Origin of the sequence: Microbacterium sp. NPDC007973 (genome assembly GCF_042958465.1) — a bacterium.
Taxonomy (GTDB): domain Bacteria; phylum Actinomycetota; class Actinomycetes; order Actinomycetales; family Microbacteriaceae; genus Microbacterium; species Microbacterium galbum.
This window is the reverse complement of sequence record NZ_JBIBJJ010000005.1, coordinates 108,330-121,322: the sequence shown is the minus strand read 5'-3', so window position 1 is coordinate 121,322 and position 12,993 is coordinate 108,330. Positions and strand designations below refer to the sequence as shown.

The 12,993-nt window shown below is 70.4% G+C and carries 9 protein-coding genes; 2 read left to right on the top strand and 7 right to left on the bottom strand.

Annotation, left to right across the window (positions count from 1 at the left end; all coding sequences use genetic code 11):
- Positions 1-6: 6 nt before the first annotated feature.
- The 7 genes from ACFZA2_RS16910 to ACFZA2_RS16880 all read right to left on the bottom strand — a co-directional run bounded on the left by ACFZA2_RS16910 (position 7) and on the right by ACFZA2_RS16880 (position 7,803).
- Positions 7-447, bottom strand: a complete 441-nt coding sequence (locus ACFZA2_RS16910; RefSeq protein WP_315994478.1) for a cupin domain-containing protein — start codon at positions 445-447, stop codon at positions 7-9.
- Positions 444-1,013, bottom strand: a complete 570-nt coding sequence (locus ACFZA2_RS16905; protein ID WP_391407127.1) for a pyridoxamine 5'-phosphate oxidase family protein — start codon at positions 1,011-1,013, stop codon at positions 444-446. Before ACFZA2_RS16905 ends, ACFZA2_RS16910 begins: the two co-directional genes overlap by 4 nt.
- Positions 1,014-1,144: 131 nt before the next feature.
- Positions 1,145-2,890: a beta-galactosidase gene (locus ACFZA2_RS16900; protein WP_391407125.1), complete on the bottom strand. Its 1,746-nt coding sequence runs from the start codon at positions 2,888-2,890 to the stop codon at positions 1,145-1,147.
- 13 nt (positions 2,891-2,903) lie between these two features.
- Positions 2,904-4,424 (bottom strand): alpha-N-arabinofuranosidase, encoded by a 1,521-nt coding sequence (locus ACFZA2_RS16895; protein ID WP_391407123.1) that lies wholly within the window; start codon positions 4,422-4,424, stop codon positions 2,904-2,906.
- Between the two features lie 71 nt (positions 4,425-4,495).
- Complete coding sequence (locus ACFZA2_RS16890) at positions 4,496-5,854, bottom strand: sugar ABC transporter substrate-binding protein (protein WP_315994482.1); 1,359 nt, start codon at positions 5,852-5,854, stop codon at positions 4,496-4,498.
- A gap of 90 nt (positions 5,855-5,944) precedes the next feature.
- Entirely contained in the window at positions 5,945-6,754 is an 810-nt protein-coding gene (locus ACFZA2_RS16885; RefSeq protein WP_315994608.1) for a carbohydrate ABC transporter permease, read from the bottom strand.
- Positions 6,755-6,879: 125 nt separating this feature from the next.
- Positions 6,880-7,803, bottom strand: a complete 924-nt coding sequence (locus ACFZA2_RS16880; RefSeq protein ID WP_391407121.1) for a carbohydrate ABC transporter permease — start codon at positions 7,801-7,803, stop codon at positions 6,880-6,882.
- A 110-nt stretch (positions 7,804-7,913) separates the two neighbouring features.
- Between ACFZA2_RS16880 and ACFZA2_RS16875 the strand changes: the two genes are divergently transcribed.
- On the top strand, positions 7,914-8,960 hold the full coding sequence (locus tag ACFZA2_RS16875) for a LacI family DNA-binding transcriptional regulator (RefSeq protein ID WP_391407119.1): 1,047 nt from the start codon (positions 7,914-7,916) through the stop codon (positions 8,958-8,960).
- Between the two features lie 146 nt (positions 8,961-9,106).
- The gene (locus tag ACFZA2_RS16870; RefSeq protein ID WP_391407117.1) at positions 9,107-12,955 is read left to right on the top strand and encodes an Ig-like domain-containing protein; all 3,849 of its coding nucleotides are present in this window, start codon (positions 9,107-9,109) and stop codon (positions 12,953-12,955) included.
- Positions 12,956-12,993 lie beyond the last annotated feature (38 nt).

The window sequence follows — 12,993 nt, the reverse complement described above, 5'->3', positions numbered from 1 at the left end:
GAGGGGTCAGCCGGCGGCGGCCCACGGCATCGGGCGATCGGCGTCGCGCGAACTGTCGTCGGGGATGTGGGGCAGGGCCTCACCGCCCGCGCGGATGCACAGCCAGCGCAGCTCGCCCGGGCTGTCGGGGAGCGCGCGCCAGACGCGCCACACGCCCTGACCGACACGGACGACGCTCCCCGCGCCGACGTCGACGACGTCGTCTCCCAAGCCCATCTGTCCGCGCCCCTCGAGGAAGACGTAGAGCTCCTCGACCCGGCTGTGCGTGTGCCAGTACCCCGCGTCCTCGCCGGGGAGGAGGGCGTTCGCCGTCATCCCGATGAACTGCATGGTCAGCTCGTGGTCGACGACGCGTCGACCGTCGCGCGAGCGCTCCGGCACGAACCCGCCGAAGTGCTCGCGCCACGCGGCCATCGCGCCGATGTCGGTGATCTCGTAGCCGCTCATCGTCGCTCGCTCTCCGCCTCGGGGGCGGATACCCGCCAGCCGTCGCCGACGCGACGGTAGATCGTGCGCCGGTGACGGCGATCGGCGGAGCCCTGCCAGAACTCGACGTGGTCGGGAACGAGCCGCCACAGCACCCACCCGCCCGGAGCGATCCCGTCGCGGGCGGCGGCGGATCGCGCAGCGAGATCGGCCGCGGACTCCTCCGCCGATGCCTCGACCACCCGGCCGCGCACGCGGACGGACCGCACGACGGCCGGCCACCAGAAGGTCAGGGCTGCGACGGGGTGGGCGGCCAGCTGCTCCGCCTTCGCCGAGTCGCGCGGGCCCGCGAAGGCCCAGCCTCCCGGACCGAGGTCCTTGAGGATCAGCACGCGGGCGTCCGGGATGCCGCGGGCATCCACCGTCGAGAGGGTGGCACCGTGCGCTTCGGCGACACCCGCCTCCACCGCCCCGCGGATCCATCGCTCGAACAGCGGCTCCGGCGTATCGGGCAGGGGCGCGGCATCCGGCTCCGGGGCCACCCCGGTGAGCGAGGGGAGCGAGCGGAGCCAGGCGGCCATCGTCATGACCCCATCCTGCTCCTCCCGCGCGACGCGCGTCTGCGCACACGCGGAAACAGGCGATCCGCCGAACAGGACCGCCCTCCCGCGGGTCGTCCTGCACGCGACGGATCGCCTGTTCCGGAGGGACGGCCGGCCTACTCCTCGAGCTGCCCCAGCGACGGCTCCGCGACGAAGCGCGCGACCGGCTCCACCGCGTGCTCGAGCTCGAGCACGACGATCTCGTTCGCTCCGGCGCGGGTCGCCGGTCCCGGCACGTAGAGCGTGTTCTGCGGTGCGTTGTTCCAGTACCGACCGAGGAAGAAGCCGTTGACGAAGGCGAAGCCCTTGCCCCACGAGGCGGTGTCGAGGAAGAGGTCGCCGGGCGCGTCGAGCTCGAACGTCCCGCGCAGGAACGCCCGGCCCGCCGAGCCCGAGCCCGAGCCCGAGCCCGAGCCCGAGCCCGAGCCCTCGACGGTGTCGAGGTCGATCGGCGTCGCGGTCCAGCCGGTGAGCGGGGCGCCGTCCAGCGTCACCGCGCCGATGAGCCCCTTCGGCTCGCCGAGACGATCGGCGTAGTTCACGCGTCCCTGGTCCTCGACGAGCACCGTCAGTCGCGCGCCGGCGGGGATCATCAGCGCGCGCTCGCGCAGCGACCGCGACAGTCGTCCCACCGCGATCCCGTCCACGTGCACCCAGGCGAGGTCGCGCACCTCGTCGAACACGAGCGCCGCGCGACCGGTGAACGACGGCAGCTCGACGTCGTACCGCACGAGAGGACCGAGGTGTCCGAGCTGCTCGAAGGTGGCGGGGGAGTCGATCGGGGCCGTATCGGCGGCCGCCGGCATCCACTCGCCTTCGCCCGACAGCGCCACCTCGAACGACGGGGCCGCGGGCCGCGGCGCGGGAACCTCCGCCGGCACGGGCGCGTACTTCGCGATGACCTCGCGGAACGCGTGGAACTTCGCCGTCGGATGGCCCGACTCGTCGATGGGTGCGTCGTAGTCGTACGAGGTCACGATCGGGTCGAACCGGCCCTTGTCGTTGGCGCCGTTCGTGGTGCCGAAGTTCGTGCCGCCGTGCACCATGTAGATGTTCACTGAGGCCCCGGCCGCGAGCAGCACGTCGAGGTCGTGGGCGGATGCCGCGGGGTCGGTCGTGTGGTGGATGCTGCCCCACCAGTCGAACCACCCGTCCCAGAACTCGCTGCACATCAGCGGTCCGGTGGGCTGGTGCTCCCGGAGGGTCGCGAGGCGCTCCTCGGACCGCGAGCCGAACGAACCCGTGAGGTGCAGTTCGGGCAGGCTCCCCGCCTCGAGCATCCACGGCATGGGCTGGTCGACGGTGGTCAGCGGCACGGTGATGCCGGCGTCCTTCGTCACGCGCACGAGCTCATGCAGGTACTCCTTGTCGGAGCCGTACGCGCCGTACTCGTTCTCGATCTGCACCAGCACGACGTTGCCGCCGCGATCGATCTGGCGCGGGGCGACGATCTCGTACACGCGGCGCAGGTACTCCGTCACGGCCTCCACGAACTGCGGCTCGGAGCGACGGATGCCGATCCCCGGTGTCGAGGTCAGCCACACCGGCAGCCCCCCGTTGTGCCACTCGGCGCAGATGTAGGGTCCCGGACGCACGATCGCGTGCAGCCCCTCGGCGGCGATGAGGTCGAGGAAGCGGCCCAGGTCGTTCCAGCCGGTGGCATCCCATTCGCCCTTCACGGGCTCGTGCGCGTTCCACGCGACGTAGGTCTCGATGGTGTTGAGCCCCATCGCCTTGGCTGTGCGGATGCGGTCGGCCCAGTGCTCGGGGTGGATGCGGAAGTAGTGCAGCGTGCCCGAGATGACCTGGTGCGGTCGCCCGTCGAGCAGGAAGTCGGTCTCGCCGATGGTGAAGGTCGTCACGGTGTCTTTCGGGTCAGTCGGTGAGGCGCGCCGTCAGGCGCACCCAGGCGAGGGCGGGGAGGGTGAAGCGCAGGATGCCGTCGGCCCCCACGTCGACGGACAGGGGCTGCGGGGCGACGGGCTCGCCGGCGGCGGAGTTGGTGGTGTGGCGGTCGCGGCCCTCGGGGACCGTGATCACGACCGCGTCGACCTCGGCCACCGCCCCCAGGTCGAGCTCGACCGGGGTGGGGGCGTCGAGGTCGCGGTGGGCGAGGAAGACCGAGACGGTATCGCGGTCGACGGTGGCGACGGCATCGACCGCGTCGACGGACCCGTGCCGCGCGGTGTCGATCGTGGCGCCCTCGACGACGGGGTGCACGACGCGACCGGATGCCGCCCGCGCGGTCAGCGCGAACGGGTGGAACGTGCTCTGGCGCCAGGCCGCGCCCCCGCCGGGCTCGGTGCGGATCGGGGCGATGACGTTCACCAACTGCGCGAGGTTGGCCATCGAGACCCGGTCGGAGCGGCGGATGAGCGTGATGAGCAGGGAGCCGACGACGACGGCGTCGGTGACGGTGTAGTCGTCTTCGATCAGGCGCGGGGCGACGGGCCAGTCTCCGGTGAAGACGCGGGGCTTGTCGACCTCGTTCCAGCGGGTCTGATTCCACACGTTCCACTCGTCGACGCTGATGCCGATCGTCCCGCCCTCGGGGGTGGTGGCGCCGACCTCGTCGATGATGTCGACGACGTCGGAGATGTAGCGGTCGAGGGCGGCGCCGCTCGCGAGGAAACTCGCCGGGTCGGCCGGGTCCTCTTCGTAGTACGCGTGCACCGAGATGTGATCGACGAGGCCGGCGGTGTGACGGAGTACCGTGCGCTCCCACTCCCCGAACGTGGGCATCTCGTGGTTCGAGCTGCCGGCGGCGACGAGCTCGACGGTCGGATCGATGAAGCGCATCATGCGCGCGGTCTCGGCGGCGAGGCGGCCGTACTCGTCGGCGGTCTTGTGGCCGATCTGCCAGGGACCGTCCATCTCGTTGCCGAGGCACCACAGGCGGATGCCGAACGGGTCCTCACGTCCGTTCGCGCGGCGCTTGTCGCTGAGCGCCGTGCCGGAGGGATGGTTCGTGTATTCGAGCAGGTCGGCGGCCTCGGCGACACCGCGCGTGCCGAGGTTGACCGCCTCCATGACCTCGAGGCCCGCGGCATCCGCCCACTCGGCGAACTCGTGGAGCCCCACCTGATTGGTCTCGGTGCTGTGCCACGCGGCATCCAGGCGCACGGGGCGCTCGTCGCACGGGCCCACCCCGTCCTCCCAGCGGTAGCCCGAGACGAAGTTGCCGCCGGGGTAGCGCACGACCGTGGCACCGAGCTCACGGACGAGCTCGAGCACGTCCGCACGGAAGCCTGCGGCGTCCGCGGTGTCGTGGCCGGGGGAGTGGATGCCGTCGTACACGCAGCGGCCCATGTGCTCGACGAACGAGCCGAACAGGCGGCGGGGGACCTCGGAGCCGACTGCGGCGCGGTCGACACGGATGCGGGTGGGGGTGCTCATGGCTCTCCTCGGGAGGGAAAGGGAGGGGGCGGGCCGCATGCCTTCGCTGCGGCCCGCCCCGGAGTTGACTCTTACTTGTTGACCGAGAAGCCCTGGTCGTTGCCGTACTGGACGAGCTGGTCCTGCCACGTCGTGAGGCCGGCGTTCAGATCGCTCTTGTTGGCGTAGGCCTGGCCGACGGTGTCGCTGTAGATGCTGTTGGCGTAGACCTGGAAGGGCAGGTAGCTGAAGCCCTTGACCACGTCGCTCGACGCCTGCGTCAGCACCTGGTTGATCTGCTGGCCGCCGAAGTAGTCCGACTTCTGGTCGACGAACGACGAGTCGCTCAGCTGTGCGGTGGTGGAGGGGAAGCCGCCCGACTCCGCGAAGATCTTCAGGCTCTCCTCGTCGTTGTTCAGCCACTTCAGGAAGCCGGCCGCCAGGGCGGGGTTCTTGCTCTGCTTGGTCACGGCCTGGCCGCCGCCACCGTTCTCCGCCGTCGCAGGCTTGCCGTCGTAGGTCGGGATCGGGGCGACGGCCCACTTGCCGGCGCCGTCCTTCACCGAGGACTCCAGGACGCCGGGCATCCAGGCGCCGATGACGAGCGAGGCGATCGAGCCGTCTCCGAGGCCCTTGAACCACTCGTCGCTCCAGCTGGGCGTGCTGGAGAGCAGGTCGCCCTCGATCAGGCGGTTCCAGTTCTGGGCGAACTTCTTCGAGCCGGCGTCCTGCAGGTCGATGGTGACGTCGGTGCCCGCGTCGCCGGTGGTCGTGAAGGGGGTGCCGCCGGCCTGCCAGATCATGCTGGTGGTGAAGCCGGAGTCGCCGGTGTCGGCGGTGATGTACTTGGTGGGGTCGGCCGCGTGCAGCTTCTGGGCGGCGGCGTAGTACTCGTCCCACGTGGTGGGCACCGCGATGCCGTACTGGTCGAAGACGCTCTTGTTGTAGAACAGGGCCATGGGGCCCGAGTCCTGCGGGAGGCCGTAGATCTTGCCGTCGAAGTCGACCGAGCCCCAGGGTCCGGTGGCGTAGTCGCCCTCGAGGTCGGCGAAGCCGTACGACGACAGGTCCAGCAGCGAGTCCGAGAGCGCGAACTGCGGGAAGGCGTAGTACTCGATCTGCACGACGTCGGGGGCGCCCGAGCCGGCCTTGATCGCGTTCTGGAGCTTGGTGTACTCCTCGGTGTTGGTGCCCGCGTTGACGTAGTTCACCTTGACGTTGGGGTACTTCTTCTCGAACGCGGCGACCTGCGCCTCGGCCGACGGGGTCCACGACCAGTACGTGAGCTCGCCACCGGCCTCGAGGGCCTTCTCGATGTCGTCGGCCGAACCGGCGGCTGCGCCGCCGGCGTTGCCGCCCGAGCACGCGGTGAGCGCGCCGACCGACAGGGCGGTGGCGGCGACGGCGAAGACGGTCCGCCGCATGGCGGAGCCCTTGCGCATGAATGTCATCGGTTTCCTCTACTTCGTTGTTGTGGATGGTGTTGCGGATGCAGGTGCGACGTCCCGCGGAGGGGCGATGCGCGGTGGGGGGTCAGCGGATCACTGCTTGACGCTGCCCGCGCTCAGGCCCGACTGCCAGAAGCGCTGCAGCACGAGGAACGCGGCGACGATCGGGAGGATCGACAGCAGCGCCCCGGTGATCACGAGGTTGTAGATGGGCTGGGCGCCCACGCCGATGGCCTGCGCGTTCCACTGGTTGAGCCCGACGGTGAGCGGGTACCAGGTGGGGTCGCTGAGCATGATCAACGGCAGGAAGTAGTTGTTCCAGGTCGCCACGACCGCGAACAGCAGCACGGTCACGATGCCCGGTGTGAGCAGGCGGATCGAGATGGTGAAGAACGTGCGGAACTCGCCCGCGCCGTCCATGCGCGCGGCCTCGAGCAGCTCGGTGGGGATGGCGTCGGTGGCGTACACCCAGATGAGGTACAGACCGAAGGGGCTGATGAGCGAGGGGATGATGATCGCCCACGGGGTGTTGGTGATCCCGAGCTGGCTGAACAGCAAGAACGTCGGCACCGCGAGGGCGGTTCCCGGCACCGCGATCGCGCCGAGGACGACGGCGAAGACCGCCTTGCGGCCACGGAAGTTGTACTTCGCCAGACCGTAACCGGCGAGAGTGGCGAGCAGCGTCGCGCCGCCCGCACCGACCACGACGTAGAGCAGGGTATTGCCGAGCCAGCGGACGAAGATGCCGTCGCGATAGGTCAGCGTCTGCGCGATGTTGTCGAACAGCGCGAAGGTGTTGCCGGGCCCGAGGCCGAAGGTCGTGAACAGGTCGGGCTGCGTCTTGGTGGCGTTGATGACGAGCCAGAACAGCGGGACGAGCGTGTACAGCAGGTACAGGCCCATGACGATGCTCAGCACGATCGACTTCTTGCCGTGCGTGGGAGAGGTGCGCGCGAAGCGCGTGCCGGCCCGGCCGCTGCGGGGCGTGGTCACGGCGACGGTGTCGGTGCGGGGTGCGGTCGCGGTGGTCATCGCGTCTCCTGACGTGAGCCGCGCAGCTGCACGACGTAGGCGATCACCGCGGTGATGACGCCCATGATGATGGCGATCGTGGCGGCGTAGTTGTACTGCTGGCCGGCGAACGAGAGGTTGTACGCGTACATGTTCGGCGTGAAGAACGTCGAGATCGTGTTCGGCGCCAGAGGCTTGAGGATGTTGGGCTCGTTGAACAGCTGGAAGCTGCCGATGATCGAGAAGATCGTGGCGATGACGATGGCGCCGCGCACCGCGGGGATCTTGATGGAGAAGATCGTGCGCCACGCGCCCGCGCCGTCGATGGACGCCGCTTCGTAGAGCTCGCTGGGGATGGTCTTCAGCGAGGAGTAGAAGATGAGCATGTTGTAGCCCACGAACTGCCAGGTCACGATGTTGCCGATCGACAGCAGCATCCACTCGGGGAGGAAGGGCTGGACGACCTGTCCGCCCAACAGGTCGTTGAGGTTGCGGGTCAGGCCGAACTGGTCGCCGTAGATGTAGCCCCACATGAGCACGGCGACGACCGCGGGCACGGCGTAGGGCAGGAAGATGACGATGCGGTAGAAGCCCGCCGCGTGCAGTCGGGCGCTGTCGATCGCGAGCGCGGCGGCCAGAGCCAGCAGCAGCATGACCGGCACCTGCACGACGAGGAACACCGCCACCCGCCCGAAGCCGTCCCAGAATTTGGGGTCGCCGAAGGCGGTGATGTAGTTCTCGAAGCCGACGAATGCGTTGCCGCCGATCAGCTGGTCGCGGAACAGGCTGAGGTAGACGCTGTAGGCCAGGGGCGCCAGGAACACGAGCGCGAAGACGAGAGCGAAGGGGGCGACGAACAGCCAGCCTCGATCGTCGATTCGGGTGCGTCGCTTGCGCCGCGGGGAACGCTGGGCGGGCGGGGGTGCCGCAGTGGTCGTCATCGTCCGGTGCCTCTTCGTTGGTGCGCATCCCGGCCGGGTCGTCGAGATGTTGACGTAAACATAACCCCCGCGCGCTAGGGTGTCAACGTCAACATCCCGAGGGGGCAGGCATGAGCGAAACGACGACGACGTCGACCGCGATCCCGACGCGCGAGCGTCGGAGGGAGGTGTCGATGGCCGACGTGGCCGCGGCGGCGGGGGTGTCGGGCCAGACGGTCTCGCGCGTGGCGAACGAGCGTGCGAACGTCGATCCCGAGACGCGTCAGCGCGTGCTCGACGCGATGTCGGCCCTGGGGTACCGCCCCAACAGCGCGGCGCGCGCCCTGCGCTCCGGGCGGTTCCGCAGCATCGGCGTGATCATGTTCTCGCTGAGCTCCTACGGCAACACCCGCACCCTCGACGCCCTCGCGTCGATGGCGGCGGCATCCGGGTACTCCATCACCCTCATCACCGTGCAGTCGGCGTCGCAGTCCGACGTGTCGGGCGCCTTCCTCCGTCTGCGCGAGCACGCCGTCGATGGCATCGTCATCCTGATCGAGACGCACCGCCTGGGCGAGAACGAGCTGTCGATCCCGTCGGGGCTGCCCGTCGTGGTCGTCGACTCCAGCGCCGACTACCCGTACGCGGTCGTCGACAACGATCAGGCGCAGGGGGCGAAGCTCGCGACCGAGCACCTGCTCGACCTCGGCCACGAGACGGTGTGGCATGTGTCGGGGCCGCCGGAGTCCTTCGCGGCCGAGCGCCGACGCGACGCCTGGCGCGAGGCCCTCGAGCAGCGCGGATGCCGCGTGCCCGACGTGCAGATCGGCGACTGGACGGCCGAGTCGGGGCACCGCATCGGCCTCGCGCTGGCCACGATGCCCGAGGTGACGGCCGTGTTCGCGGCGAACGACCAGATGGCGCTCGGCGTCATCCGCGCTCTCCACGAGACCGGGCGCACCGTGCCCGGCGACGTCAGCGTCGTCGGCTTCGACGACATGCCCGAGTCGGCGAACTTCTGGCCTCCCCTCACCACCGTCCGCCAGCGCTTCGAGCGCGTGGGGGAGGAGGCGATGACGGCGCTGATCGCCGACATCGAGGGCACCGGCGGCGAGCACGCGCGCACGCTCGTGCCGACGTCGTTGGTGCGGCGCGCCTCGTCCGGCCCCGCTCGCTGAGCGCACGCCGGAGGCGTTGTGTCACTCCGGGTCGTCGGCTAGGTTGGGTGTTGACGTCAACATGTTGACGTCAACATCACCACCTGCGAGGCCGCACTGTGGCGGCCGGATCGGAAATGACGATGAAGTCAGCTCGACTGTTGTCGATGACCTGCGCTGTCGCCCTGGCTGCCGGCGGGATCGCGGCCACCAGCGTGGCCCCCGCCGCCTCGGCCGCTGCCGCGCCCCCCTCCGCCGTGCGGATCACGCCCAACCCCGCGTCCGCGGCGGAGCCGTTCGAGGGCTGGGGCACGAGCCTGGTGTGGTTCGCGAACGCCACCGGCAACTACCCGGCCGATGTGCGCCAGAAGCTCTTCGACGCGGTGTTCGGCGAGGACGGCCTGAACCTCAACATCGCCCGGTACAACATCGGGGGCGGCAACGCCTCCGACGTGCCCGCGTACCTGCGCCCCGGAGGCGCCGTGCCCGGGTTCTGGAACCCCGACCTGCAGGCGAGCGACGCCCAGGGGGCCATCACCTCCGACTACGCCGACCGCGCGCGGTACAAGGCCGCGTGGAACCCCGACGACCCGAACGCCTACGACTTCGACGCGGACTCCGCGCAGCGCTGGTGGCTCGACGCGCTCAAGGACAAGGTCACCCACTGGGAAGCCTTCAGCAACTCTCCGCCGTACTTCCTCACGCAAAGCGGCTACGTCTCCGGCGGCATCAACAACGCCACCAGCGAGCAGCTCGCCCCCGCGGACATGGACACCTTCGCCGGCTATCTCGTCAACGTCGTCGACGAGCTCGAGAAGGCTCACGGCATCCACTTCGACACGATCGACCCGTTCAACGAGCCCAACACGAACTACTGGCAGACCCAGATCCCGAACGGGGCGAAATGGCCCACCGGTGGTCGCCAGGAGGGCGCGCACATCGGCCCCCAGGCGCAGGACGCCATGGTGAAGGCGCTCTCCGCGCGGCTCGCTCAGCCGAGCACGACGACGGATGCCGTCATCTCGGCGATGGACGAGACCAACCCCGGCATCTTCGCGTCGAACTGGAACGCCTGGTCGGCGCAGTCGAAGAGCCTCGTCCACCAGCTCAACGTGCACACCTACGGCACGAGCGGGCGCCAGGTGGTGCGTGACATCGCCAAGGCCGCGGACAAGCCCCTGTGGATGAGCGAGGTCGAGGGCAACTGGACCGCCGGGGGATTCACGACCAACGACATCACCAACGGCATCGGCATGGCCGAGCACATCGTCGGCGACCTCCGCGAGCTCGAGCCGAGCGCGTGGGTGTTCTGGCAGCCGGTCGAAGACCTCTACAACATGCAGAAGGTCGAGAACCTCAACTGGGGGAGCGTCTACATCGACTTCGACTGCAACGCCGAGGGCAAGTCGCTCCGCCGCATCGCCGACGGCGAGGCGGACCCGTCGTGCAAGGTGCTGACCAACGAGAAGTACAACACCGTCCGCAACTTCACCCACTACATCCACCCGGGCGACCGCCTGATGTCGACCGACAACGCGCAGTCCACCGCGGCGATCGACGCCGACGGGCAAGGGGCGACGATCGTGCACGTCAACTCCGACGCATCGGAGAAGACCGTGCAGATCGATCTGAGCGACTTCGCGACGATCGCTCCCGGCGCCACGGTCACCCCCGTCGTGACCACGCAGTCCACGGCGGCGCAGCCCACCGTCAACGCGCTGAAGGAAGGCGCGAAGGTGGCCGTCGACCCGACGACCCGCACGGCGACCGTCACGGTGCCGGCGAAGTCGGTCACGACCTTCGTCATCGACGGTGTCTCCGGCGTCTCCGCCGATGCCGCGGCGTTCCGCGACGGCCAGACGGTGCAGCTCACGGGCGTGCAGAGCGGCCTGGCCCTGGACGCGTCCTCGGGTCTCGCGATCCGCGCCACCGCGACCACGGCCGAAGCGGCTCGGGCGCAGTCCTGGACCGTTCGCACCATCGACGGCGAGGGAACGAACCGCCACCGCTTCACGCTCCAGAACGGCACCGGGAAGTTCCTCGCCTCCCGCAGCGGCGGCACCGCCCTGGTCGACGCCGAGCCGGCCGCGGCCGCGGCCGATCCTGCGACGCAGTGGATGGCCTCGACCACCGACGGCGACTACTACTCGCTGCTGAACGTCGCGAGCGAGCGCGTGCTCGACGTCAACCAGGCCAGCACCACCCCCGGGGCGACCGTGGGTCTGTGGACGAGCAACGGCGGCGGCAATCAGCAGTGGAAGATCGCCGGTACCACCGTCGTCGGCACCGACCCGGTGTCGGCGGCCACGGCGGTGGGCGTGACCCCGACGCTTCCCGCGACCGTGACGGTCCGCTACGCCGGTGGCATCCAGCGCACCGCCGCGGTCGCCTGGCAGCTCGACGATGTGGACGTGTCGAGGCCCGGAACCGTGACGGTGCGGGGAACCGGCACCGACCTCTTCGGCGGCGCGTTCGAGGCGACGGCCACCGTCGAGGTGGGCCCGTACACGGCCACGCGTCCGGCCTCCGTGACCGTGGCGGCGGGCAGCGCGGTCTCGGCGGTGCGGAGCCTGGCCGACACCACGGTCGAGGCGGAACTGCATCCCTCGGGCTCCGGCTTCGCACTCCCTGTCGAGTGGGACTGGAACGGCGTGACCGATTCCGCGCTCGCGCAGCCGGGCACCGTCACGGTGCCGGGTGTGGCGACCGGCCCGGCGGGCGAGCGTCTGGAGGCGACGCTGACGGTGATCGTCACCGCCGCGTCGGAGCGCAACGTCGCCCCGCAGAGCGCGCCCTCGGCGACGTACACCGAGTCGGGCTACCCGGTCGGCAACACCATCAACGGCATCACGACCGACAAGGGCTGGTCGAACTGGCGCGGCGGTTCGAAGAACACGCAGGACACCCTGAGCTACGTCCTCGCCCAGCGCGAGACCCTCAGCCACGTGTCGGTGCAGTTCTTCCAGGACGGCACAACCCTCAGCTGGCCTACGACCCTGCGCGTCGACCACCGCGTGAGCGGGGGCGAGTGGGTGCCGGGTGACGAGGTCGCCGTTCCGAACCCGTCCCGTGGCGCCCCGAAGGTCGACGTTCCCGTCACGGGTGCGGCCGACGAGGTGCGCGTCATCCTGAACGCGCGCCCGCAGACGCACATGATCGTCTCGGAGGTCGAGATCTACGCGGTCTCGGCGGCGCCCGCCGGTGTCGCGGATCTCGCACGCCTCACCGTCGGCGACGCTCCGGTGGAGGGCTTCGCGCCCGGCACCCTCGCCTACACCGTCTCGTCCACCGGAGCGGCGTGGCCGACCCTGCACGCCCTGGCCGTCGACCAGGATGCCTCGGTCGAGATCACCCCGCCCGGTGACGCCGACGGCGTGGGCACCGTTCGGGTGACCGCACCCGACGGGACCGCGCGCTCGTACACGGTGACCGTGAACCGCACCGTCGGCATCGGCACCCCCGACGTGGCCGGCGCGGCGCGCGTCGGCTCGACCGTCCGGGCCACGGCCGCGACCGACCCGGCGGATGCCGCGCTCTCGTTCGCCTGGCTGCGCGACGGCGCGGCGATCGACGGGGCCACGGCCGACGCGTACGTACTGACCGCCGCCGACGAGGGCCGCGAGATCTCCGTGGAGGTCACGGCCTCCGCGCAGGGCTTCACCGCTGCGTCGGCGCGCTCGGCGTCGATCGTGCCCGAAGCGGCACCGGTCGACCCGGGCACCGGCACCGATCCGGGCCCGGGCGCCGACCCGGGCGCGGGGACCGGCCCGGGTGCCGGTACCGACCCGGGCACGGGTTCCGGGAGCGGTTCCGGCACGGGCTCCGGTTCGCCCGCCGGTTCCGGCTCGTCGTCGGGCTCCGGCTCGACGGCGGGTGGCTCCTCGAGCGGCCTCGCGAACACGGGCATGCACGCCGAAGGTCTCGCCGTGACGGGTGCGGGTGCGGTGCTGCTGCTCCTGCTCGGCGGGGTGCTGCTGTGGCGCCGCCGTCGCGGAGCCGGCTCCACCGAGAGCTGACCCCGAGAACACGCGGCCGCGTCGTTCGCCCTCGAGCG